General features: G+C 60.8%; 18 protein-coding genes and 4 pseudogenes. 10 read left to right on the forward strand and 12 right to left on the reverse strand.

All coding sequences use genetic code 11. From position 1 onward, the window contains the following. The coding region (locus G1C94_RS05235; protein ID WP_172145677.1) for an InlB B-repeat-containing protein at positions 1-3,620 on the forward strand (3,620 nt) is incomplete at its 5' end. A 532-nt stretch (positions 3,621-4,152) separates the two neighbouring features. Beyond that, entirely contained in the window at positions 4,153-4,542 is a 390-nt protein-coding gene (locus G1C94_RS07680) for a hypothetical protein (RefSeq protein ID WP_216656888.1), read from the forward strand. Between the two features lie 94 nt (positions 4,543-4,636). Here the strand turns inward: G1C94_RS07680 and G1C94_RS05245 are convergent. Then, positions 4,637-5,154, reverse strand: a pseudogene (locus G1C94_RS05245) (transposase); the annotation flags it as partial. Between G1C94_RS05245 and G1C94_RS07885 the strand changes: the two are divergent. Continuing rightward, a complete protein-coding gene (locus G1C94_RS07885; protein WP_216656892.1) occupies positions 5,123-5,260 on the forward strand; it encodes a hypothetical protein in 138 nt (45 codons plus the stop codon). The pseudogene G1C94_RS05245 and the gene G1C94_RS07885 overlap by 32 nt on opposite strands. Positions 5,261-5,339: 79 nt before the next feature. Here G1C94_RS07885 and G1C94_RS05250 read toward each other — a convergent pair. Further along, a pseudogene (locus tag G1C94_RS05250) lies at positions 5,340-5,707 on the reverse strand (hypothetical protein); the annotation flags it as partial. Between the two features lie 142 nt (positions 5,708-5,849). On the opposite strand from G1C94_RS05250, the pseudogene G1C94_RS05255 reads away from it, so the two are divergent. From G1C94_RS05255 to G1C94_RS05270, 4 genes and pseudogenes are all read left to right on the forward strand, one after another. Then, positions 5,850-6,152: pseudogene (locus tag G1C94_RS05255) on the forward strand (transposase); the annotation flags it as partial. A 422-nt stretch (positions 6,153-6,574) separates the two neighbouring features. After that, entirely contained in the window at positions 6,575-7,381 is an 807-nt protein-coding gene (locus tag G1C94_RS05260; RefSeq protein WP_172145683.1) for a Fic family protein, read from the forward strand. A gap of 130 nt (positions 7,382-7,511) precedes the next feature. After that, positions 7,512-8,192, forward strand: coding sequence for a hypothetical protein (locus G1C94_RS05265; RefSeq protein ID WP_172145686.1), 681 nt, complete (start codon positions 7,512-7,514; stop codon positions 8,190-8,192). Positions 8,193-8,535: 343 nt separating this feature from the next. After that, positions 8,536-9,726 carry a pyridoxal phosphate-dependent aminotransferase gene (locus G1C94_RS05270; protein ID WP_172145689.1) on the forward strand — a complete coding sequence of 397 codons (1,191 nt, stop codon included), beginning with the start codon at positions 8,536-8,538 and terminating at the stop codon, positions 9,724-9,726. Between the two features lie 148 nt (positions 9,727-9,874). Here G1C94_RS05270 and G1C94_RS05275 read toward each other — a convergent pair whose 3' ends face one another. Continuing rightward, positions 9,875-11,194: a putative ABC transporter permease gene (locus tag G1C94_RS05275; protein ID WP_172145692.1), complete on the reverse strand. Its 1,320-nt coding sequence runs from the start codon at positions 11,192-11,194 to the stop codon at positions 9,875-9,877. A 271-nt stretch (positions 11,195-11,465) separates the two neighbouring features. Between G1C94_RS05275 and G1C94_RS05280 the strand changes: the two genes are divergently transcribed. Beyond that, positions 11,466-13,058: a beta strand repeat-containing protein gene (locus G1C94_RS05280; RefSeq protein ID WP_172145695.1), complete on the forward strand. Its 1,593-nt coding sequence runs from the start codon at positions 11,466-11,468 to the stop codon at positions 13,056-13,058. Between the two features lie 110 nt (positions 13,059-13,168). Next, a complete protein-coding gene (locus G1C94_RS05285; protein ID WP_172145698.1) occupies positions 13,169-13,771 on the forward strand; it encodes a hypothetical protein in 603 nt (200 codons plus the stop codon). A gap of 64 nt (positions 13,772-13,835) precedes the next feature. On the opposite strand, the gene G1C94_RS05290 is transcribed toward G1C94_RS05285, so the two are convergent. The 9 genes and pseudogenes from G1C94_RS05290 to G1C94_RS05330 all read right to left on the reverse strand — a co-directional run. After that, positions 13,836-15,500 carry a DUF6020 family protein gene (locus tag G1C94_RS05290; RefSeq protein WP_172145701.1) on the reverse strand — a complete coding sequence of 555 codons (1,665 nt, stop codon included), beginning with the start codon at positions 15,498-15,500 and terminating at the stop codon, positions 13,836-13,838. Between the two features lie 66 nt (positions 15,501-15,566). Further along, a complete protein-coding gene (locus tag G1C94_RS05295; protein WP_417852149.1) occupies positions 15,567-16,103 on the reverse strand; it encodes an FMN-binding protein in 537 nt (178 codons plus the stop codon). A gap of 10 nt (positions 16,104-16,113) precedes the next feature. Then, on the reverse strand, positions 16,114-16,923 hold the full coding sequence (locus tag G1C94_RS05300) for an ABC transporter ATP-binding protein (RefSeq protein WP_172145798.1): 810 nt from the start codon (positions 16,921-16,923) through the stop codon (positions 16,114-16,116). Between the two features lie 15 nt (positions 16,924-16,938). Beyond that, a complete protein-coding gene (locus tag G1C94_RS05305; protein WP_172145707.1) occupies positions 16,939-18,213 on the reverse strand; it encodes an ABC transporter permease in 1,275 nt (424 codons plus the stop codon). A gap of 72 nt (positions 18,214-18,285) precedes the next feature. Further along, on the reverse strand, positions 18,286-19,647 hold the full coding sequence (locus G1C94_RS05310; RefSeq protein ID WP_172145710.1) for an ABC transporter permease: 1,362 nt from the start codon (positions 19,645-19,647) through the stop codon (positions 18,286-18,288). A gap of 18 nt (positions 19,648-19,665) precedes the next feature. After that, a complete protein-coding gene (locus G1C94_RS05315) occupies positions 19,666-20,937 on the reverse strand; it encodes a DUF2318 domain-containing protein (protein WP_172145713.1) in 1,272 nt (423 codons plus the stop codon). A gap of 85 nt (positions 20,938-21,022) precedes the next feature. Next, positions 21,023-21,667, reverse strand: coding sequence for an iron transporter (locus tag G1C94_RS05320; protein ID WP_172145716.1), 645 nt, complete (start codon positions 21,665-21,667; stop codon positions 21,023-21,025). A gap of 87 nt (positions 21,668-21,754) precedes the next feature. Next, positions 21,755-23,527, reverse strand: a complete 1,773-nt coding sequence (locus G1C94_RS05325) for an FTR1 family iron permease (protein ID WP_172145719.1) — start codon at positions 23,525-23,527, stop codon at positions 21,755-21,757. 354 nt (positions 23,528-23,881) lie between these two features. Next, positions 23,882-24,112, reverse strand: a pseudogene (locus G1C94_RS05330) (HTH domain-containing protein); the annotation flags it as partial. Positions 24,113-24,458: 346 nt separating this feature from the next. Here G1C94_RS05330 and G1C94_RS05335 point away from each other — a divergent pair. After that, complete coding sequence (locus G1C94_RS05335; protein WP_172145722.1) at positions 24,459-25,475, forward strand: LacI family DNA-binding transcriptional regulator; 1,017 nt, start codon at positions 24,459-24,461, stop codon at positions 25,473-25,475. Positions 25,476-25,521: the final 46 nt, after the last annotated feature.

Below are 25,521 nucleotides of genomic sequence, written 5' to 3' on the forward strand. Positions count from 1 at the left end.
ATGCTGACGGTAATACGTCCGTGACGTTGAAGGGCGTGGATGGTACCGAGTACACCGACGAGGCCAAGGCCAAGGTTCCGGATACGTCGAAGCTGACCCGTACGGGTTACACGTTCAAGGAGTGGAGCCCGGCTGTTACGGGCAGGTATGCGTCGGTGACGTATACGGCCCAGTGGACGGCGAACACCAACACGGTGAACTTCGTGGTGTCCGACGAGGATAAGCACGGCAGTCTGACGGGCAACACGGGCTATCGGGTGTTGACCGGTGAGAAGGTCGGCGGCAAGCCCACGGTGACGGCTGATGGCGGGTATCGTTTTGTTGGCTGGGTGTCCAGCGAGAACGGCAAGGTGTATTCGCAGGACAGCGTGGACGCGTACGTTGTTTCCGGTGCGAACAAGGACATTACGTTTACGGCGAAGTTTGTGCCGGAGTCGAGTGTGGAGGTGCATTACAACTACGCCGGCGGCTACAACCAGAAGGGTGATTCGTCCCTGGTGTTGACCGGTTTGGAGGGCGCGGAGTATTCCGACGCCGACAAGACCGCCGCGGCCGAGGTTCCGACGCGTACCGGTTACACGTTCAAGCAGTGGGACAAGACCCTGTCGACGACGTACCAGTCGGTGACGTACACGGCCGAGTGGACGGTCAACCCGAATACGGTGACGTTCCTGCCGGGTGACAACGGCACGCTGGACGGCACCACGCAGTACACGGTGAACTCCGGCGAGAAGGTGTCCGGCGAGCCGACCGCGAACGCGACGGCCGGGTACACGTTCGTTGGCTGGAAGTCCAGCGAGGACGACCTGCTGTACGGCAAGGACGGTGTGAAGGACAAGTACGTCGTCTCCGGTCTGAACCCGGAGGTCACGTTCACCGCCCGGTACGAGCCGAACAACGGCGCGAAGGTCGTGTTCAACGCGAACGGCGGCCTGGTGGACGGCAAGTCCGGTGTGACCCTCGAGGGCACGAAGGATAAGACCTACGACAAGCCTTCGAACCCGACGCGTGACGGTTACACGTTCGTCAAGTGGGTGGACGCGGATGGCAATGAGCCGTCCGGCACGTACGCCACGGATGGCACGACGGTGTACGTGGCTCAGTGGGAGGCTGATTCGTATGCCGTGTCGTTCAAACAGGGTGATCACGGTGCGCTGACGGGCACCTTGGACTATCAGGTTGCCACGGACGCGAAGCTGGGCGATGCCAGTGTGGTGGCTCCGAAGGTTGAGGCTGAGGCCGGTTGGTCTCTGGTTGGCTGGCAGTCCGAGGAGTTCGGCCTGGTCACCAGCGAGCAGTTGGCCAGTCTGGTGATGCCCGCCAAGAGCGTGGAGTTCACGGCCCAGTATGCGCAGAACGCGACGGCCACGGTGACGTTCAACTTCGATGGCGGCACGGATGCGGCTGGTAATCCGTTGGTGAGCCTGTCGGGCCCGTTGGGCACGAAGTATGATGTTCCCGCGAATCCGACGAAGGACGGGTACACGTTCAAGCAGTGGGACAAGCAGGTGTCTGGTACGTTCGACGAGGCGTCGCTGCAGGTGACCGCCCAGTGGACCGCGAACGAGAACACCCTGACGTTCAATAAGGGTGATCACGGCACGCTGACGGGCACCACCGGCTACACGGTGGCCACCGACGCGAGCCTGAAGGACGCGAAGGTCACTGCCCCGACGGTTGCTTGCGAGGCTGGCTGGTCGTTCGTCGGCTGGCTGAGCGACGAGTACGGCCTGGTCACCAGCGACGAGCTGGCGAACCTGACCATGCCCGGCAAGAACGTGACCCTCACGGCGCAGTACGTGCAGAATGCGACCGGTGTGGTGGTGTTCGCCTACAACGGCGGCACGGACAAGGACGGCAACGCGTCCAATATCCAGACCGGCGCGCTGGGCACCACGTACACCGCGCCCGCCGCCCCGACCCGTACGGGTTACACGTTCACCGGCTGGGACCGCGACGCGAGCGGCACGTTCGAGCAGTCGATGCTGCAGGTGAACGCCACCTGGAAGGCGAACACGTACAAGCTGACCTACAAGCTCGACGGCGGCACGGATCCGAAGAACCCGGCCTCGTACACGTATGGTGTGGGTGCGACCCTGAAGAACCCGACCCGCGAGGGTTACACGTTCGCCGGCTGGGCCGATGCGAAGGGCAACCTGGTCAGTGGCATCAGTGCTTCTGATACTGGTGACAAGACGTTGACGGCCAAGTGGACGAAGAACGCGAGTACGGACGGGTTGAATCCGGACGGTGGTACGATCCCGTCGGATTGGACGGGTTCGGATGGCCAGTTGCCGATTCCGACTCGTGACGGTTATAAGTTCGATGGCTGGTTTGACGAGGACGGCAATCAGGTGACCACGCTGAAGGATGCGGTGGGCAAGAACCTGACGGCCAAGTGGACGAAGCTGGACGACGCGTTCGACCCCGGCGACGGCACTTTGCCGGACGATTGGACCGGTGCGGACGGCGAGCTGCCGACCCCGACGCTGCCGGGTTATAAGTTCGATGGCTGGTATGACGAGGACGGCAACCAGGTCACGACCGTGAAGGATGCGGTGGGTAAGAAGCTGCATGCGAAGTGGACGAAGATCGACGACGCGTTCGACCCCGACGGCGGCACCCTGCCCGACGACTGGACCGGCGAGGATGGCGAGCTGCCGACCCCGAGTCGTGACGGTTACCGTTTCGACGGCTGGTACGACGAGGACGGCAACAAGGTCACCACCCTCAAGGAGGCCGCGGGCAAGAAGCTGACCGCCCACTGGACGAAGCTGCCCACGACGTTCGACGTGGACGGCGACGTGACCATCCCCGACAACTGGACCGGCGAGGACGGCAAGCTGCCCGTTCCCACCAAGCCCGGCTATAAGTTCGACGGCTGGTATGACGAGGACGGCAACCCCGTCACCAACGCGGACGACGCGGCGGGCAAGAAGCTGCACCCCAAGTGGACCCCGGTCGACGAGGGCTTCAACCCGGACGGCGGCACCCTGCCCGACAACTGGACTGGTGAGGACGGCAAGCTGCCGATCCCCAGCAAGCCGGGCTACAAGTTCGACGGCTGGTACGACGAGGACGGCAACCTCATCACCAACACCGAGGACGCGATCGGCAAGAAGCTGCACGCCAAGTGGACCAACGTGAACGACGCGTTCGACACCGACGGCGGCAACCTCCCCTCGAATTGGACGGGCGAGGACGGCAAGCTGCCCCTGGCGTACAAGTCGGGCTATAAGTTCGATGGCTGGTATGACGAGCAGGGCAACCTGATCACCAGCGTCGAGGATGCGATCGGCAAGAAGCTGCACGTCAAGTGGACCAGCGTGGCGGACGCGTTCGACCCGAACGGCGGCAACATCCCCACGGATTGGACCGGTGAGGACGGCAAGCTGCCGACCCCGACGCGTGACGGCTACCAGTTCGACGGCTGGTACGACGACGAGGGCAACCTCATCACGAACCTGGAGGATGCGGTCGGCAAGAAGCTGCACGCCCGCTGGAGCAAGGTGAACGCCCTGGCCTCCACCGGCGCCACCGGCCTTGCCGCCGCCCTGACGGCCCTCGCCCTGGCCGCAGCGGGTCTCGCGGCCACCGCCCTGCGCCGCCGCTCCCACTAAACCGAACAACCGGCCCGGCCGGGCTTGACCGCCCGGCCACCGGCCGGACCGGGCTAACTGACCGGCTCCGGCCGCCGGTTGGACCGGGCTGACGCCCGGTCCACCGGCCGGTTGACGGTTTCCGAAAGGCGGGGGACATGGGGCTCGCGCCCCGTGGTTCCCCGCCTTTCCTCATATCATTTCGACCGGGCGCGCCTCCCCTTTTACTGTCATTTCGACCGGAGGCCGCCAGGCCGAAGCGGAGAAATCTTCCGGCCAACGCCATAAGCATGCAGAACAAGATTTCTCCACTCGCTGCGCTCGGTCGAAATGACAATAACCGAATAAGGCCGCGGCCGGAACAGCACGCGGCCCTTAGCTCCCCGTGTTTGGGTTTGCGCGCTCGCGACGCTATCGCTGCTCGCTGTTTGCGAACAGTCCACTGGACTGTTCGTCCCGCTCGAAATGACAACAACCGGGGCAATCCCGGCCGGAATGGCAATGACCGGTCGGCCCCGGTCGAAATGACGGTAATTAACAAGGACGGTGTGTGATGAGTGAGTCGCAGGTGTTTACGTCGGGTCAGCGGGCGTATTTGTCGTCGTTGGCTGCGGTGGACAGTATTGACGCGTCCTCGCGCATCCATTACGCGGACTGGTTCCGTATCGAGTGCATGCGCCGCTATAGGGAGGGTGAGAAGCCGGTGGACCTGTTCCGTCAGGCCGGCCTTGATCCCAAGCTCGTGGGCCATAAGCGCATCGAGCGCGCCTTCGCCCGCTGGAAGCGCACCCCCGAACCAACCCATCCCAAGCCACTCAAACCCAAATCCCGCGACACCGTCGATCCGTACGATCCGCGCGACCCCCGCGACCGCCTCATCGCCGCCCAAGCCCTACGCATCCAACAGCTAGAGGAAGAAATCCGCTTCCTCAAACGAGCATAACCGCGCTACTCTCGAACAGACATAACCGAGTTACCCTCAGACAGACGCGTTACTCTCAGATGGGACTGTCTCGTTAAGTGTGTAATTGGCGTTTTTATTGTTGTTGTGTTTCTTCGCCCGGCCAGCGGTCGGCGAAGGTGACGGCGAACGCGTTGAGTGCGGGTTTCCACCGTGTCGTCCATCGTACCTGTCCTCTTCCTGTGGGGTCCAGGGAGCGGACGGCCGGGTGCATGCATTTGAGCGCGGCCTGTTCGTCGGGGAAGTGGCCCCGGGCGCGGATGGAGCGCTTGAACCTGGCGTTCAGTGATTCGATCGCGTTGGCCGGGCAGATGACCCTGCGGGTTTCCGCGTCGTAGTCCAGGAACGGTGTGAACCGTTCCCACGCGTCCATCCACAGGTTGCGGATCGCGGGGTACTTCGCCCCCCCACTTGTCCAGCATCGCGTCCCTGGCGGCCTTGCGCCGCCGCGACGCCCGGCGCGGTGTAGACGGGTTTGACGTCGCGCCTGATGGCGTCCCAGTCCTTCTTGGACGAGTAGCGGAACGTGTTGCGCAACAAATGCACCGCGCAGGTTTGCACGATGGCCAGGGGCCACACCGCGTTGGCCGGTTCCGTGTCGAACGGCCTGGACACGGCCTCGGCCTGCCGCGGCGTGGCCCAGCCCGAGAAATCGTCCATCGTGGCTCTGGAGATGAACAGGCTCCGGGCCTTCGCGTAGAGTCCGGCGTCGTTCCTCGCGGCCATCATTGCGCCCCTTTCGTGTCCGTGGCGGTGAACGCGATGTCATATTCGCCCGGGTCGGGCAGTTTGGCGTTGAAGTTCTCCAGGCTCCACACGCCCGGCCCGGGCACGAACAGCTTGCGGCGGATCATGCCGACCTTCGCCTCGACCGCGCCCTTCCCGTGGCCGCAATGCGGACTGCACGGGGAACTGTCGAACCCGTAGTGCGCCTGGAACGCCTGGAACAGGCGAGCCATTGCTCGATCAGGGGCAGGTACGGGTCGATCACCGAGCCGCGTCGCCTTCCGACGGGCGGCTTCCCCGGCAGGTCGTCCATTCTGAGGTATTTGCGCACCGTGGGTTCGCTCATGTGCTGCTTGCGCGCTATCGACGCTATGGATTCGCCGTTCCCTCTCATACGGCGAATAGACTGTATTTGGGACATGCCGATCATCTGCCTTTCCGGACCCTTCCACCGGAGACACGAAGCACCAACCAATTAAGACCCGTGGGTGGCCGGCATGCTCCCCGCCTAAACCCGAAAAATTTTCGTGACTAAAAACGTAACTTCCCATTGAACACAAACGCTTCACAGTGATTGCGGTTGCCATTACCGGTGGCCCGGATGGATCGGGATATGCGAAAAGAACGGCACCACCCGGTCGATGTCGAGGAAGGCATGTTCGCCGGACAACGCGGCGTGCGAGGGGTTCTTCGGGCGCCTGAAAAACGAGTTCTTCCACCACAGGGCCTGGGATGGCGTGACGTTCGAGGAGTTCAGCCAAAGACTCGACGAATACATCCGCTACCACAACAAACGACGAAGAAAGAAATCCCTGGGCTGGAAAAGCCCGGAAGAATACCGACTATCATTAGGATACGCAGCCTAAAGTGTCCAGAAAATCGTCCGGAGCCCCAACCCTATAACCCGTGGGTTCGAACTCCACAGGGGGTGCAATAAAAATCCCCGCCAAAGGCGGGGATTTTTATTGCACCCCCACTGGATCTGCGAACAGTCCACCGAGCTGTTCGTAGATCCAGCAAACCGGAGCGGCCGAAGGCCGCTCCCTGCACCCCCTGGCCCGAACCCAGCAATATTCCCAAAGGTTGACACCTCGTTTCCTCCGATGCTCTGAGAAAACGAGGCATCAACCCGGACCCCTTCAATCCTGAATGTGGGACCGTTCCCCTTCCACATACAATAATACTCTCTGTCGCCACCGTCGGCGACCGCGAGTTGCACTTTCATTTAGACAACGCGTCGTCCTCCATCCCGAGATGATGTGAGAGAATCGGGAAAGGAGGTCAGGTGATGATCGACGGATACAAAGTGGCTGATTCCGATGGGAATGAGAAGTCTCGCGAATATGGCTGGAGCATCGGCTTCGGATTGCAGCAAGCCGATGGGTTGCAGCCGTCCGAATACGCCCATGATGTTGCTCGTCGTCAAATCGCCGGGCAGATCTCCTACGGTCAAGCGGCGCAGGAGATCAGCGAATACCACGCCGCGAATCCCAGCCAGAAAGAACACAGGGAAGCGGATGTGGTTTCCCAGCGCATCAGCGAAATCTTACAGATGCCAACATTCGCGTTCAGTCCGGGGGTACTCAAAGCCATTCATGGCAAGCTATTTGCCGGCGTTCTGTCTGACGATTGGACCGGAGTGTGGCGCACGGAGAACATCACAAAACAGGAACCAGCCCTAGGCGGCCAGACTGTGCAGTATTCGGATTCCATGTGGATCGAACCTACACTGGAATATGATTTCTCCGAAGAGAAGAAGCGGCAAGGCTCATACCAGCGCGCCAGCCGGGAAGATGTCGCGGAATCGGTATTCGGCTTCCTCTCCGGGGTGTGGCAGATTCATCCGTTCCGCGAAGGCAACACACGTACCGCCGCCACTTTCGGCATCCTATATCTGAGATTCCTCGGATTTAATGTGGGCGATGAGCCGTTTGCCAAGCACAGCCAATATTTCCGCGACGCTCTCGCTTTGGCCAATGCCAGTGACCCTGCTTTCAAAACCGCCGAGCCGTTGCAGCTGTTCGTCAAAGCGCTGTTGTTCGACTCATCCGTCCAGCTGAAGAGCCTGCGCACCGACGAACCATTCGCCCACTAGTCATGCGGTGAGTGCGCGGCCGTCGCCGAAACGCTGAGCAAATATACGATGGTTATGTCGTCGCCCAGCGTTGGCTCGTCGGCTTGGACGGGCACCGGCTTATCGATGTGAGCAAATAGACTTGCGGAATATGGCGAAAACAGTCATCTACACGGATTTCGATGGCGTGATCAACGCGTTTATGCAGGACAAGATTCTGCGTCGGGGCGGTCAAGGCAATCTTGGCTGGCTCAAACCCGAAGATCCGCGCAGAATACTGTATGACACGTCGAATGCGTTTCTGCTGAATAAAACCAAGCGGCTGATGTTGCCTGGGTTCCATAGGAAATTGCGTATTCGCTGGTCCGAAGAGCTGGCCGGCCTGATGTACCGCGCGGCTGTGGAAGGCCGTGCGGAGCTGAACTGGCTATCCACGTGGCAGCCATTCACCGCATATCTCAACGAGGAGTTCGGCTGGGATGCGGCGGTGGTGGAGACGGTGTGCTGGTATGACCCCGAGACTGGCGAGGGCAGGCTGACGGGCAAGCGCACCACCGTGCGCCGTCGCATCGAAGCGGAGCGGCGGGTCGCCGATTCGCAGCCGATCGTCTGGATTGACGACGAGGAGTGCTACGACCAAAGCAGAATCGAGTTGGAGTCGCTGCTGCCGGCTGCGCCGCTGCTCATGGTGCGCCCGGACGAGCGCATCGGCATCAGCCGCCGCCAATGGGAGCTGATTGACCGGTTCATCGCCGATCCCGCCGATTTCCCACCCGTCACATTGGACGAAGAACCCACCATTCATGAGCATCAGGGGCACATCGGCTACTGAAGGGAACGCGCGATAATGCGCGTTCCCTCGCCCGACGGTCCAGTACCCATCGGTGCCGAACGGCATCACACGCCGATTCGGCCCCACTCAGGAAGTATGTGTGTCTTGAAATATCTTCGCTGACCCCGACAAAAAATGTGCCATTGGCGGGTTTCAGTGAGATTCAGCGCTACTTTAGCTCGCAACGAGGGCACTATTCCAATAGTCTCCGGGGTTAACTGGATCGTGAGATTCGAGTGGCCGGGCGGGCGACATCTGACGAACCGTTGGGCAATGGTGGCGGATATAGGGCATATACTGGCGTTGGTTCTGTTGGTGCGGCGCACAACGCATGGAGGCAAGGATGATCAACGAGGGGTATAAGGCGATGCTGGGCGGCAAGTCGGTTATTCGCGAGCTGAGTGAGTACGCCACTAGGCGCGGTGCCGAGATCGGCTATGAGAATGTGTTCGACTTCTCGCTGGGCAATCCGTCCGTGCCCGCGCCCGACGATTTCACGCGCACGATGGTCGATCTGTATGAGCATGGCGACCCGGTGGCCATCCACGGGTACTCGCCGTCGCTTGGCATTCCGTCCGTGTGCGCGACCATTGCCGAATTGCTGAACCGTCGTTTCGGTGTGCCTTATGAAGCGCACCATATTTTCCCCACCACCGGCGCGGCCGGAGCGCTGTCCCATGCGATGCGCGCCGTCACTAAGCCGGGAGACGAGATCATCACCTTCGCACCGTATTTCCCCGAATACCAGCCGTATGTGGCTGGCACGGGCGCGAAGCTCACTGTCGTGCCCGCCGACACGGCGAACTTCCAAATCAACTTTGATGCCTTCGAAGCCGCGCTGAACGCGAACGTGCAGGCCGTGCTCATCAACACGCCGAACAACCCCTCGGGCGCGGTGTATTCCGCCGAAACGCTGACCAGACTGTCGGCAATCCTGGCCGCCAAGCAGACCGAATACGGCCATGACATCTTTCTGATCAGCGACGAGCCCTACCGCGAAATCGTGTTCGACGGCGGCGAGCAACCTTATCCGGCGCGCTTCTACAGCAACACGCTCACCTGCTATTCGTTCTCCAAGTCGCTGTCGCTGCCGGGCGAGCGCATCGGCTATGTGGCGGTGAACCCGCGCGCCACCGATGCCGACCTGCTGGTGGCGATGATGGGCCAGATCAGCCGCGGCACCGGTCACAACTGCCCGCCGAGTTCGATTCAGCTCGGCGTGGCGAAGGTCATTGACGAGACCAGCGATTTGAGCGTGTACGAGACGAACATGAACCTGCTGTACGATGCGCTCACCTCCCTTGGTTTCGAGGTGGTGCGGCCGGGCGGCACATTCTATATCTTCCCCAAAGCCCTGGAATCTGACGCCACCGCCTTCTGTCTGAAGGCCAAGGAATACGATTTGATTCTCGTGCCGTCCGACAGCTTCGGTGTGACCGGCCACTTCCGCATGGCCTATTGCGTCGACACCGAGAAAGTCAAGCGTTCAATCCCCGCCCTCGAACGTTTTGTGCGTGAGCAATACGGCAGGTGATTTCTCGTTTCGCGGCTATCTCGCTTACGTGTGGCAACGTTCCTTCGATACCGCGAGTATGACCGTTGCAGTTCCAGTCGCCCTACCTGCGTTATTCACGGTTGAGTGCCACACGTAAGCGAGATAGCCAGGTAACAGCGCGATGTTGTTACACGCGATTGACCAAAGAGGGGTCGATTTGCATGGTGGGGAACTTGTGCGTCATGTAGGCGTTGCCGAAATACTGGTCGAACCAGTGGGTGACGGGTGAATCCGGCTCGTTGCCGGCCAGTCGCATGTACCAACAGTCCAGCGCCATGATCGTCAGCGTGCAGTCGACAAGCAGCAACACAAAGCAGACGGCGGTCAGCGAATACCGCACCTTCCATGGGATCTTGTTGATCAGCCACAGCAGCCACGGCAATATCAGCTTGATCCACAGCAACCCCAACACGCCCCAGAAGAACATGAACTGCCCCGAGGTGCGCCCGCCGATGGACAGCCATTCGCCGGTGTAATCCCACGACCTGATGCCGCAAGTCACTTCCATGAACCAGCTGACGAAATATTCGAACGCGCCGCCGATCAGAGCGGAGGCCAGAAAAATCAGCACCGGGCTTTTGCGCCACAGACGGTTCAGGCACACGGTGAGGATGACGGCGCCGCAGCCGTAGATGCATGAGAACGGCCCCCACAGAGTGCTGGCGCGATCCTGATATTCGCCGAACACGATGAGATGGTAAATGGTCTCGACCGCCAAGCCGAACACGCTGCCGAAGACGAACAGCCAGAACACGTTGAAGAAGTCCAGCGCGATGTAGCCTTTGCCGGACTTGTCGCGCCCGAGCGTGCCTTTGCGCACGGCGTCCCAATAGCTGTCGCGCTCGTCCATGCGCTTGAGGCTGCGGTGCAGACGACGTTCCTGCAACAGCGCGGGATCGACGATGACGGACAGCACCACCAGAATCGCCACCTGAATCGCCGGGGCGATGAGATTGGGGCCGAAGCCTTGCAGCGCCAAGGAAAACATGCCGTCCGCAATGGTGAGCGGGATGAGCACGTACGCCCAGCGCGCCGCATATCGGCGCCGGTTGCGCAACAACAGCACACCGAACACAATCAGCAGCGTTTCGAGAACGATCAGCAATATCGTGTCGCATACGGACAAGACGATGGTCAGATCCAGCGCGTCCACACGCTCGCGCCCCAGCAGCACGCGGCGCGTGGCGAGCACCGCCGCATATACGATGCGCGGCAGTGAGAACAGACCGTCGAGCAGGATCAGCACGCCGTAGATGCGCACGATGAGGGGGAGGCGGCGGTCGTCGATGGGGGTTTGATCGTCGGTGATTGCATCTTTGGCGGCCGTGTTTTCGGCGGCTATATCTTCGGCAATGGTATCGCCGGCAATCGCTCCGTCGATGTTGTTTGCGGAGGCTGACTGCTCGGCGATATCGGCCGACTGGTTGTCTCTCGCAAAAACTCTCATGAGGTACAACGCTACCAGCGTGCGTGCATTTTCCGCTGTCGGAAAGGTATTGGGCAGATAGCGCGGCAGTGTTTGGAGGGGTGTCTCAGGTCGTTCGACATTCAGGAAACGTTCAAGAAACGTCTAGAGAACATCGACTGAAGATTTCAGTTCCCCCGAGATTTGGTCAAGACTTTCGCAAGGGGTAGGGGGTGTACTGGTAACCAACAGCCGAAAGGCGGCTGGTCGGCACAAAGCCAATCAGTGACGCATAAGTTAAGGACAATACGACATGACAAGCAACACACATGCCTCCGTCAAACAACATAAGGCGGCGCAAGGTGGCGGCAAAATCGTCGCCACTGCGGCTGTCATTTCGCTGGTCGTCGGATTCGGATATGGCATGGCAGGTTGCGCCATCGCGGGCGACTTCGGTTTGGGCCGCACGCAGTCGACCGCCACGACGGTGAGCGGCGGCGGAGGAGCGAACACGATGAGCTACGACTACACCGGCAGCTATTCGGGTGTGCTCAGCGCCGACGGCAAAACCGTCTCGGCCGAAAACGAGACGACTGAAGCCACGAACTCCGACCAGAACACGGCCCTTGCGCAAAATGGCGGCACGTTGACGCTCACGGGCATGACGCTGAACAAGTCCGGCGATTCGTCCAACGCGGACAATACCAATTTCTATGGCACGAACGCCGTATCGCTGACGGTGGGTGAACAATCGACCACCACGCTGGACGATGTGAAGCTCAATGCTTCCAGCGCCGGGTCGAACGCCATCTTCGCCACCGATTCCGGCACTGTGCTGGCGCGCAAGGTCACCATCAACACCAGTGCCGACAACTCGCGCGGCCTCGACGCCACTTACGGCGGCACGATAGTGGCCGGCGAGCTTGAAGCCACTACCGAAGGCGATCACTGTGCCACCGTGGCCACCGACCGCGGAGGCGGCAACATCTCGGTGGCCGGCGCCAAGCTGTCCACCTCCGGCTCGGGCTCGCCGCTGCTGTATTCCACCGGCGACGTCGAAGTGAGCGACGTGACCGGCACGGCAACCGGCTCGCAAATCGCCGGCATGGAAGGCCTCAATACCATCTTGATCAACAAGTCCACCTTGGAAAGCACCGTGAGCGGCAAGACGGCCTCCGACCCGGTGGCCAATGGTGTGATCATCTACCAATCCACCTCGGGAGACGCGGAGGCGACCACCGGCGAGGCCGCGACGTTCCAAGCGAAAGACTCCACGCTGAAGTCGGCCATCACGTCCGGTTCGATGTTCTATTTCACCAACACCGAGGCGAACGTGGTTTTGAGCAACACCACGCTGGACTTCGATTCGGACGCGGCGGCGCTCATCACCGCGGCCGGCAACGACTCGAACAGCTGGGGGCAGGCCGGCTCGAACGGGGCAACCGTCACGTTCACCGGACGCAATCAGGAGCTCAAGGGCAACGTGAGCGCCGACACAATCTCGTCGGTCACGCTCAACCTGTTCGATTCCAGCACTTGGACGGGCGCGGCGCAGATTGCTGACAACACATCGGCTTCGGCCGGTTCGGCTTCCGCCAGCGAGACGCCGATCAGCGTGAACGTGGACGGCTCGTCCACTTGGGTGGTGACGGGCGATACCACCGTTTCCAAGCTCAACGTGGCCCAGGGCGGCAAAGTGGTGGATGCCCAAGGCAAGAGCGTGACCATCAAGAACGGTGGCGACACGGTGGTTGAGGGCACGAGCGACATCACCGTCACCGTGGCCGGCGCATACGGCACTACCGTGGAAACTTCCGGCACGGGCACCACGCTCGCCACCAAGCTCATCAGCCGCGAAGCCTACGACTCCAAGTTCTCCACTTCCACCGCGTGGACGATGAGCTGAGCGAGCAATATCACCCAATTCCCCGCGCGCAACCAGCCCAGCCAATAACCCCTATTTCAACAACCATCTCAATCACATAGCATCCAATAACCCTTGCGAAAGGATTCATCATGACCAGCAACAACACCTTCCCGAATGCCTCGGATAACACGACCAATGCCAACGAGTCGGCCACACGGGTGACGTCCCCCGCGCAGGGAGCCGCGCAGTTCTCGTCCTTCGCACAGCAGCCTCCCGCGCCGGGCGGCACTGCGCCGATGCCGTCGAACCCGTATCAGGCTGCCCCGATGAACGCCGCCGTTCCGTCGGCTTTGGGTGGCAAGGCCACCGCCGCACAGCGCATGAACGGCAAGCTGATCGCGCTGGTTGTGGGCGTGAGCCTGGTGTTCGGTGTGGCCGGTGGGCTCGGCGGCGGACTGGCCTATGGCGCGATCACCGGGGCGGGGTCGTCGAGCAGCCAGCAGATGCAGGCTCCCGGCGGTGCTCCGGGCGGCTCGGGTTCGCAGGGCGGCCAAGGCGGCAACGGCCAAGGTGGCGGCAACAGCCAGAACGGCCAGCCGGGCGAGCCGCCGAGCGGCAACGGTCAGAGCGGCAGCGGCCAAAGTGGCAATGGCCAGAGCGGCAATGGCTCTAGCCAGTCCAACGGCTCGAACTCAAACTCCAATCAGAAAGGCAGCTCCAACACCAACGGTTCCGATTCCGCAGCCAGCTAGTTTCGCACGCCGTAGTTGCGCAAGACGTGTATGGCAACACCATCCGCGCCCGACAGCCGACCACTCACTTGGCCGGCTGTCGTTTTATTTCGTCACCGGCACGCACGAACGGCAGTGCAGTGAACAGAGGCAGGCAAAAATACACCGGAATCGGGTACCAAAACAGCGCTTCGGGAGAGGCATAGAGCGACAGCACGGTGAACACCAGCAGACTCGCGGCGGCGAATAGCGGCCACATGCCGCGCCGCTCGCCTTCAACGGCATCTCCCTCGCCGGCATCACCGGCAACCCCCCTGCGCCGCCGCAACGCCCGCAGCGCCGCCTGCGCCGCCAAAGAGACAATCGTCAACAGCGGAATCCACGTGACATACAGCGCCATCGAAGTCAGCGGGTTGTCCGTGCGAACCCATGTGCGCACATGATTGAGAGCGCTCTTCTTCCACTGCGGCTTGTTCGATGTGCCCATCAGCGGGCTTAAATCGCGAGTGATTTGTGCAAGGCTGCGCTCCTTCGCTTCCTCGGAATCGCCGCTGTATTGCGGTGCGGTCAGGTAGGATGACCACTGCCTCAGATAGCCGGGGGAGAAGAGGTAATCGGCGTCGGTGGGGTACGAGAAATTCACGCGCGGATCCCACCAGCCGCGAATCGGCCCGGAATATGCTTTCCAGTACTCGCCCGGATGGCGAACGCCGAGTTCGGCCCAAACCTTCAGCGCCGCGAGCTTCTCATTTGCGGAAGGCGCGGGATCGGTGCGCAGGGTTTGAAACGTCTCGTTTGTGCGAGTTGCGCGGATATTCGCCGCCGCCTCGTCGAGATCCATGATCTTGTTCAGCGTCTTGCGCTGGCTTGGTGAAATCGCGGATGGATTATCGTGCGCGATTTGCGCGATCGGTTGGGTGATATAGCCCCACACTTCGCGGCTGGGGGAGCGGTTCGCATGGGTGAGCGAGGCGGCAAGTGGCGCGAACACGCATTGCGCCACGAGAATCCCCACCAGAATGCAGATCGCCGCACGCAACCTGCGCCCCTTGCGGCAAGCCAAGACCAAACAGATGCCAGAACACAGCGCAATCAACAGCGCGGTGCGCTTCGATGCGACGGAGCCGAACACCAGCAGCGCGAACCAACACGCCACGGGCGTGCGCCGCAGCACTTCCCCGCGGGTCAACGCCGCTTCGACGAAGATCACCGCCATGGGCAGGAAGAACACGGTGTGCAGTGAATCCTTGCTCATCGTCGTGGTCGCGCCGACCACCACATAGCTGGTGGACAGGTAGACCAGACCGATGCCGAGCAGCCAACGCGGGGTGCCGAGCTTGCGGATATAGCACAGCGCCAGCGCGCAACCGGCGGCGAGCAGCACGACTTGCGTGGCCGTGTAGAGGCCCAGGCCCGTCAGCGGAGAGCCGAGCGCGTCTCCGAGGTGCCAGAACAGGCCGAAAATCAAGGTGTCGAACAGCGGGTGCTGTGTGTAATAGTTATGAATGTCGGACGATTGCAGGTATTGCGCGAGCGTGTCGTCGCGCAACGCGCCCGGCCAGGTGAGCGCGACCCACAGCGACCAACAGGCCAATATGGCGGCGAAATAGGGGACGAACCGTTCGCGCAGACTGATGCGCAAGGTGGAAGGGCTGCGCTTGCCCAGAGCTCGTGCCACGCGGCGAATGCGCGCGCAGGCGCTCGGCGCACCGGCAAGGCCGCCCTCAGCGGCAACGGTTCCATCACACACGGTTCCCCAGTCTAAAGCCGCCCATCACCCGCGTGCGGTTGTTCCCGCGGCCTATGGAATCGAGACCTATTGAATCGATGCCTGCTGACGGGCGACATCAAGGGCTTTATTAAAGGCGTCGGACGTCCAGCTGGCACCGGCCACCTTGTCCACTTTGAGGTCTTTGAGCGGTTTGCCGTCCACCACGCCGTTGATGGCTTTGGCGAAATCCTCCTGATGCTTTTGGGAAATCGAAGTGAGTGGATGCCCCACGATTTCGACATTCTCGACGTTGCCGCCCTTGACGGTCAGATGCACGTCGATGGTGTCTTCGCCCACCGGGCCGTATTGGCTGTTGATCGAATAGGTGCCATCGGCGTAATTGCCGGTGTCCTTGTTGTCGGATTGGGTGGAATCGTTGGAGTTGCTGGAACTGTCACCTGACGACGAATCTTTTTTGTCCGAATCACCGCTCTGCGACTGCTGCTCCTGCGAGCTCTCGGTCTCGCCCGAATCGCCCGCGTATTCGTCGTCCATCGGTGTGGCCTTCGGCTCGCCGCAGCCCGCCAGCAGCGCCAGCGACGCCGCCGTGAGCGCCACCACTTTCGTCATGTTCCGTGTCATATCGGCCATATTATGCCTCGTATGCCTCACCGCCGGTCTTGGCGGATTTGGTGGGGTCGGCGAATCCGATGGGCAAGTCGTCGGCGCGCTGGGCGCCTTCGGCGGACGAACCGGTGAAGGCGGGTTTGCCACCGGCCTGTTCGTAGGCGGTGCGCGCGGCTTCGTCATTCCATTTTTCGCCGACGAGCACGCCGTGCCCCAGCATGATTTCACGCTCGGCCTGGCTGGCCACCAGTGCGTCGTGCGTCACTACGATAATCGTCGTGCCCTGCTCGTGCAGGTCGCGGAACAGATCGAGCACGATTCGCTCGTTTTTTTCGTCCAGATTGCCGGTGGGCTCGTCGGCGAGAATGATCTTCGGGCAGTTGATCAGCGCCCGCGCAATGCACACACGCTGCTGCTCGCCGCCCGACAGCTGGCCGGGCAAGTGGTGCGCGCGCTCTTTCAACCCCACCCGTTCCAACGCTTCGAGCGCCTGACGCTCGTTGACCACGGAGTGATAATACTGCGCCACCATCACGTTCTCGACGGCCGTCAGATGCGGCACAAGATAGAACTTCTGGAACACCAGGCCGATCATGTTCTTGCGCACGTCGGCGAGCTGCTTGGCGCTCAGGTCCTCCAGCTTGCGGCCCTCCAGCATGACGGAACCCTTGGAAGGCGTGTCCATGCAGCCAATCATGTTCATCAGCGTGGTCTTGCCGGAACCGGACGAGCCGACGATGGCGAGCCACTGGCCCTGCGGCACCGTGAGATTCAGGTCGTCCACGGCTTTGAGATCACCGTAGATCTTGGAGATGTGGTCGAGTTCAAGCAACATGTCGGAACCTTTCATTTATTCCTCCCTCAACACTACGGCGGGGTCGATGCGGGTGGCGCGGCGCACCGGCGGCACCGAGGCGGCGACGGCGAGCAGCACACTCAACGTCGCCGACGCCAAGCCCAACGGCCAGTTGAAGCCAATCGCGCGCTCGAACACGGCTTGACACAGCACCCGAGCCAGCGCATAGCCGATCGCCGTGCCGGCCAAGCCCCCCACCAAGCCATACACGCCGGATTCCACATAGAACTCCGCACCGATGGCCCGCGAGGGTGCGCCCAGCGCCTTGCGCAAGCCGATCTCGTTGCGCCGCTGGGAGACAATCGAGCTGATGGTGGTGCCCACGCCGACCAGCGTCAGCACGAGCACGACCAGCGAGACAATCCAGAACAGCGTCTGCAGCATCGTGATGATGCGTGTGTCGGACGAGGTGATTTTGGTGACGGTCTGCGCCTTCACACCGGTGTTCGGATTCTTGTTGAGCGACTTGACCAGCGCGTCGAGGTCGCTGCCGAACGCATTGACGGAGTATTCGACGACATCCGCGCCGCGCTCGCCGCCGGCCAGCTTGGACAGGTCGGCGTTGGTGGCGTATACGATTTCGTCCTCACTGCCGCCGGTGTCTACGATGCCGGACACGCGGAACTCGGTACCTGAGGTTTCCATGATGTCGGAGGAGACGCGGCCGTCGTGCATATGTGCCGACGAGTGGCCGCTCGTTTCTTCTGTGCTTTCTTGGGTATCTTCTTCGGTATCGCCGCTCGTTGCGTCCGAGGCGGTATCAGTCGAGCCGTTATCCGACGCGCGATATCCGATGGTGATACGCGAGCCAATACCCACGCCAAGCGCGTCGGCCACGTCGCGCCCGACCATCACATTCCCTGCGGCAGGCCAGTCGCCGGTGACGTTCCAGTGCTGATTGAGCTGCTTGACAGCCGTGGGGTCAATGCCGGCCAGTGTATAGGGGGCCGAGTTGATACGCACGCTCTCATAGCGGTAGGAAGCCGATTTCGCACCGTATTCGCCCGAGATGAGCGCGGTGACGTTTTGGACAGTGTCGGCGTCAAGTCCGCCGTTGCCCTCGGCCGTTTCGGACGGCGTGACGATGAGGTTCGCGCCATATGCGCGCATCTCCTCGTTCATCTGCTGCGGCACGGCGATGCAGATCGAAGCCAAGGCAAACAGCGTGGTCGCGCCGACAAGCACGGCGATGACGGCCATGGCCGCGCGCGAACGTCGGCGGAACACTGCGCCGAACAGCATGGTGATGAACATCCTGCGGTTATTCATCGCTCACCTCCGCAAACTCGCCGCTCGCTCTCAGTCGCGGCAGCGGCCACCAATATCCCGTATCTCATAGCTTCACCGACCATGCAGCACTTCGGCAGGCCTTAAGTTCAATATCGCGCGAATCGACGAGAACGACGCCACCAGCACCGTCAACGCCAGCAATACAAACACCAATACGAACACCATCGGGCGCATCGTAATGCCCGAATCGAACACCACGCGCCCCACAATCTGCGCCACACCGGAACCGAGCAGCGCGCCCGCAATCGCGCCTATCAGCGAAATCATCGCCGTTTCGGCCAGCATCAGACGGGACACCGCGCCGTCGCTCGCTCCGATGGCCTTGAGCAGAGCCAGCTCCGAGCCGCGCTCGCCAATGGAGGCGGCCATGAGATTCGCCACGGCGATGGCCGCCGCCACCAGCGACAGCACTGTCATCAGCACCATCACGGCCTGGGTTTTGCGCAACACATCACCCTGCAATGCGGCGACCTGGCGCACCTGCTTGGCGACGGCCCCGTCAATCACATCTTCGATTTGATAGGCAATCGACGAGGGATACGCCGTGCAATACCACGTCTCCCACTCGTCCTGCGTGAGCGCGGCCGGGTTTTTGGCGGCCTTGCGCGCCAAGTCGTTGTCGGGTGTGGTGAGCGCCTTGACCTCGATTTTGTCGATGGAATCCGGCAGGTCGGACAATTGCTGCGCCGCAGCCGAGGGGATATACATCGCGTCATCGTCCGAATCGCCGGATTCGTAGATGCCGGTGACAGTGATCTTCTGCACATTGCGCGCGCCCGAGGCGTTCGTTTTGTTCAGCGTGACGGTGCCGCCGACACCCACACCCAGCTTGGCGGCCAGCTTCTTGCCGACAAGCCCCTGCGTGCTGTCGTCCTTGGGCCATGAGCCTTCCAGCTTCCACCATGAGCGCATGCCGCGCATGCCCGCCACTGCCGATTCGCCCGAGTCCATGTGCAGTTGCTTGGCGAACCATGTGCCGACGATGGGCACGCTGGTGGCCTTGCATGAATCGACTGAATCGGCCGAATCGGTTGCATCGCCGGAACCATCGGAGCAATCAACGTCGGCGTGGATATTCAGTTCCGGCGCGAAGTTCGTGATGTTGAACGCCCAGAAAATCGTCTTGATTTTCGCCGCGTCCGATTCCTTGAGGAACGTGGTGGGGTCAGAGCTATTGTCAGTGCTGTCGCCCGACGTATTATACAAATCGCTCACCACGGCGCTGGCTTTGGGTTGCACGACGATGTTGGAGCCATACGTCGACAGTTCCGCGTTGAGCTTGTCTCCCACATCGAACACGACGCCGAGCATGGCGACGCTCACCGTGGCCGACAAACACACGGTGAGCGCGATCAACAGCCGCCGCTTGAGCTGGCGGGTGAACGAGCGGGCGATCATGCGGATGAAGAACATGTCAATCAGCCTCCATCTTCACTGAAAGTGCGCCGACAGCGCGTCGAGCACGGAAGTCTGGATGACGATTTTGCCGGATTCGACTTTGTAGTCGAACGGAACGGGGTTGCAGCCGCCACTAAAGCCGATGGTGGCGAGATTGATGGCCACATCGCACTTCTTGCAGATGATTTTGCCGTTCTTCTCGTAATATCCCGCATCGCCGCAGTTCTCGCACGCGTCAAGCCCGACACCGTAGGCACCGCCGTTCTTCTTGATGACGATGAAGCGCATCGTGGTGCCGTCTTTGGCTTTGTATTCGAAGCGGTGCAAGTGCCCGTCCGAAACCTGATCGAAGCTGATGGTGGCCACGCCGTCCTGCAACGAATAGTTTTCGGGGGGCGACAGCGTGATGACCTGTTGCGTTTGGGCCACGCCATAGGTCAGCGCCACCGTCACGCCGATCATGGCGACCAGGCTCCATGCCCCCGCGGCCTTCGCCCGGCGGCGGAACGCGATATGCGCACGCACATCCGCTTCGTTCTCGCCACTCGCCTTGACCTTGAAGCCCATCACCAGAGAGGCGATCGCCGGAATGGCGAACACCAGCACCATCGCAATCACCATGTCGCGCTGATGGTTGATGGCCCATACGAGCAGCATGAACATGTTCGTCGGGAAACGCACGATGCGCTTGGATTGCAGAATCTGCGCCAAATCGGTGAAGTGCGAGGCGAATAGCAGCGCAATCAGCAGCAACGTGGCAACAGTGAACGCCGGACGCACGTTCGAACCGCGCATGGTGCGTACAATCAGCGCCGCCACGATGGCAGTGGCCGCCCCCAGCGCAAAGCCGAGCGCGCGCAGCAGCATGTCGGAAGTGAAGAAAGTCTCGCCCGGCTCAACGAAGATCGTCAGTTTCAGCACCACGTCGGGCAGCGCATGGAAGGTGGTGACTGCGATCGCCAGCGCGGCGATCAGGTTGGCGATATCGAGCGCACGGGCATGCGCATGCCAGTCGGCGGTGAGTTTGCGCGCGAACAATACGATGACGAACACGGCGATATCGAGCAGCACGCAGCACCACAGTGTGGGGTAGTTGACGAAGGTGCGTTGCGTGATGATGGCTGCGGCGCGCAGCGCGGCGAACACGACGGCACCGGCGAAACCGACCAGAACGCCAATCAGGCGCCAGTGGCGGCTAGCCGGCTTGTCGCGCCCCTCACCCACGGTGAGCATGACATTGAGCGCTATGACGAGCAGCGCCACGGGCAGCGTGCCCTGCAGCACCGTCACATATTGCAAAAGCATTGCGCACCTTTCGTCGTTATGCCCCTAATAATGTCCTTAGCGCGGCTCCCGCTGAACCATCCGTCAGTGGGAGCCGCGCGATCAATCACCACTCCTGGGGAGTGTAGTTCCAATCCGGGAATGTGACCTCCAGCGGCTCGGTCCAAAAGCGGCCCGTGACGCCGGTTTCCGGGTCGACGTGCAGCATCCAGCCCTTCTTTTCGGGGGATTCGATCTTGAGCCCCAGCTTATAGGCACCGGCCTTGTCAAGCTTGATGTTGGCACCGTAATGCGGGCCGTCGGAGGCGAGCATCTGCATGAACACACCCGAAGCGACGGACTCATTGCTCGACTTGTCGATGATTTCGTAATCGACCGTCAAGTCCGGCACGAAATCGCCCTTGCCGTAGCCCAGCTCGGTGCCCTTCTCGTTGGCCGAGATATCGGCTTCGAGATGGAAGCTGGCGTCCGCGGCCTTCAAACCCATGCCCGAAGGTTCCATATCAATGGGCTGGAAATAGACGGCGTTGACGGTCAGCGGGCCGACCTCCTGATCGGAGTGTGCCTCGTCGACCTGAATCTCCTCGAAACCGGCCGACTTCTTGCTGTCGCTGGACTCGGAGGACGAGGAGCCGCTCGTATCGCTGGACGAGCTGTTGCTGTTGTTGCTGTTGCCGCAAGCGGACAGCGTGAAAGCCATGGAGCCGACCAGCAGCATGCCGAGCAGTGCGGCGATCTTCTTATTCTTCATTATTTCTCTTTCTGTAGTGAGCCATACTCTTAGACTCTTAACCCCCGCTGGCGGGAGCTGCCACGCAGTTGCGTGACTGGGGGTGGCTTACAAGTCCTGTTCCCCCAAAGCTTGATGTCGCTTTTTCCTGACCAATCCGACGACGAACAGCGCGATTACCGCCGCGCCCGCCACGCATTGCGCGCCGACAGTTTCGGCGTAGGGGTACAGGCCGATCCAATCGTTGGTGGGCACGCCGTTCACATAGGTGCCCTCGATGAGGTCGCCTTCGATCAGCGCGTGGATGCCGCCGCCCGCGAAAATGACGACCAACACGGCCATCAGAATCGAGGTGACGAGGAAGAACGGGCCGATGGGAATCTTCACCGAGGTGAAGCGCAGCACGAAGAAGATGATGAGCAGCACCACAGCCGCCGCGCCGCCGCCGATCCACATGCCGCGCGCGTCCTGGCTCATCGAATAGATGGACTCGTAGAAGATCACGGTTTCGGCGCCTTCGCGGAACACGGCGAGGAAACTCAGCATGGCGAGCGAAACCACCATGCCGAGGCTCACCTTCTCGCCCGCCTCGACTTTGTTGGCCGCGCTGGCCACCGCCGCCTTGGTTTTGCCTCGAATATAGCGGTTCCACGCTTCGACTGAGGACTTGTTCAGCATCCAGTTGCTCGTCCACAAGAGCATGCCCATGGCGATCAGCGCGCACACGCCCTCAGAAATCTCCTGAATCGGCCCGGAGCCGCCGAAGAACACCGTGAACAGCACGGCGATCAGTCCGGAAGCCGCCAGTCCGGCGAGCACGCCGAGATAAATCCACTTGGTGAAGCGCCGGTTGCCGGACTTGACGAGATAGGCGATCACCGCGGCCACCACCAGAAGTGCCTCGAGCCCTTCGCGGATGAGAATCAGAAACGCCTGGCCGACGGCGCTGGTGATGAACTTGGTGAAACCGTTCACGCTGCTGGCCGCGCCGCCGTCCAGCGTGGCGGCGTCCTCGCTGAGCCAGCTTTTGAGTTGGTCGACGAGCTCTTTGATTTCGGCACTCGACGCGCCGTCGCGCATGGCTTTGCGCGTCATTTTGAACTGGTATTCGACTTGCGAAACGCGGTCGCCTGAGATCGCGTTCATCACGTTCTTCTCGAAGCCGAGCTTTTCGTAGTACTGGTAATAGGCGTTGTTGACCAGGCTCGAACCCTGCTCGCCCTTGCCTGAAACCGCCGCTTGATAGGCCTTGTCGAGGATGGCGTTCATCTCGGAGGCCACGTCCGCCCACGTGCGTTCGCCTTTGCCTGTGGACGAGTTTTTCTTCGCGGCGTCGAGCTGCTTGCGTTCCGCTTGCGTCTGCTCGGCGAGTGCGGCGGCGTAATCCTTGGGGTTGGCGAGGTCGGGATTGGCATCCAGCGTGACGGCCGTCTCGCCCAGTTGCGCACTCAGGGTTTCAACCCCGGTGTTGACGGCGTCGGTGTTGCCTTGCGTGTAGGCGAGGTTTTCGAGGTCGGTGAACTGCTTGAGCAGTGACTGTTGGGCGTCCGCACCGATGGTGTCGCTGGCTGCTTTGGAGAAGTTGGAGGCGTCATAGCCGATCCAACGCGCGTTCTGGAAGTCGGTGGCCGCTTCGTAGTATTTGCCGGACTGGTAGTCGCTTTGCCCCTGCGCCAGCTGTTGCTCGATGTTCTGCGCGGCCGCTGCCCAACTGTCGAAGTTCGTTTTTGCGTCGGCGGCGAGGGCCGTGGGCGCGGCGCAAGCGAGCAATGTCAGCAACATAGCCACGGCCATGGCGGCACCGCGGCCAAGAATATGTGTGAGGTGGCGGGGTGCAGTCACAGCATTGCTCCGTGATGGTCTCGCCGCGCAACACAGCATGCTCGGATTCCTCTTTTCCTTCAAGTATTGCAAGTGCGATATATTGCAAGTGCGATACATGCACCGCACCCAACGATAAAGCGGAACAGAGAAGAAAAACAGTCTTGATTTTTGGGGATTTTTGTTGTATGAGACAACCAAATGGCGCAATTCCAACGTTCTTGTGCCGCCGCAGAGCCCATCGCGTCTCATATTGTGAGTATCGGCGCCGCGTCGATCACGATTGCGGCGCCGACGATTTCAGCCGATTTCCGGCTGGCCGACGATGCGCAATGCCGCGCCGATCGCGCGTTCATGGCGTCGCTTGATGGCCTGACGCCGCTCCTCCGCCGCGCGGGTGATCGTGTCCATCTTCTTCCAACGCGCCACACTGCGCTCGATGCGTTTGTAGCCGATCAGCTCCGGGTCAAGTCCGGCCTCGCGGAAAATCTTGACCGGCGATTCTCCCGCGAGGTAACGCCGCATGCACAGCTTCCTGAACGAGTCGGAATAGGTGATGCGCACGCGGGTCGCATTGGCGACCGCGGACAGCCCGCGCAACAATCGCACTTCCTCGTCACTGAACCTTCCGCCTCCCAACGACATGTCATTCACCTTTCTATTTGTCGGTTTATATTGGCCGCGCGAAGCCTTGGGCTTTGCGCCGTAAAGGGTGTGTTTCGAGGTATTATACGGGGCTATCGCCCGCCATTTACCCCCCGATTTTTCGGTGTCGCCAACTCGCGCACCTCCGCGAAAACCGCAGAATAAAGCCGTTTTCTGCCCCTCGCAACAACCGATATCAACCCAAATTGCGCCACTGTGACATTAAGCACATGTCAGCTTCCTCACATCATCGCCGATGGGGAATCGGCTCCGGCCCAACAAACTCCTCTACATGGCCGTTCCTATTATGTTGGTAATAGTCGGCATTGTTCTGTAAGGAGCGCTTGTGGGAATCAAGGACGTGGCGGCCCGCGCCGGGGTTTCGATCAGCACGGTCTCGTATGTGATGAGCGGCAAGCGTTCCATTAAGGAGGAGACTCGCCGTAAGGTCATGCAGGCCGCCAATGAATTGGGGTATCGGTCCAAAAATCAGGCCCAGGCTTCGAAGGTGAACTGTACGAAGGTTCTTGCATTGAGTTCGCCGGTGCATGAATATACGGATTATTCGAATTATGCGGCTTTTTTCTTTGCGATCGCCGCAAGAGCTAAGAGATATGGCTACGATATCCTGCTGCTGATGCACGAGTATGGTGATCGGGAGCTGGTTCGCGTTGTCCAAAGCGGCATGGTTGACGGCATTCTGCTGTTGGATGTGTTGATGAACGATTCTCGTGCCGAAGTGGCATCTATGTTGGAGGTTCCGGTGGTGTCCGTCGGTTATCCGTCGAATACCGAGGCTGTATATTCTGTGGATCTCGACTTTGAGAGGATGGGGCGTGAAGCGATAGAGAAGGCCGCGACATTGGGGCACAATCATGTGTTGATTATCGGCAGTAATGGATTCGCCTATGAGGATGGGTCGAATTATCTGATTCGTTTTCGTGATGCCGCCATCAAGCGTGGTTCTGATTTGAATATGAAGGTGACGTTCATGCCTTCCACAGGCTTTGGTATGGCGGATGTGAAGCTGTTGTTGTCTGCCGCGTTTGCTCAGGATCCCCTGATTACGACGATCATATGCCAGACCAACGCCACACATGTGAACAATCTGCTTGTTGCTTTGAATGAGCGTGGACTGGTGGTGCCGCGTGATATTTCCGTGATGGCTGCCTGCACGCAGGGATTGCAACAGTTGTCGCAAGCCGTCGATGAGATGCCAATGGAACCGAATGCCGTGTGTGCCCATGCGGTGGACGTGATGATGGAAATCCTTGAAGGCCGGCGAAACGATGTCGGTGCTGTTGAATTGTTGCCTGCACAATATTTGGCCCGCGGGACGATGGGTGAATGCCGCCTGTCGTGATATGGCGTCTCATGTTGCGCAACGTACGGGTAAAGAAATGGTTGAT

It is taken from the genome of Bifidobacterium panos, assembly GCF_012932445.1.
Lineage (GTDB): Bacteria > Actinomycetota > Actinomycetes > Actinomycetales > Bifidobacteriaceae > Bifidobacterium > Bifidobacterium panos.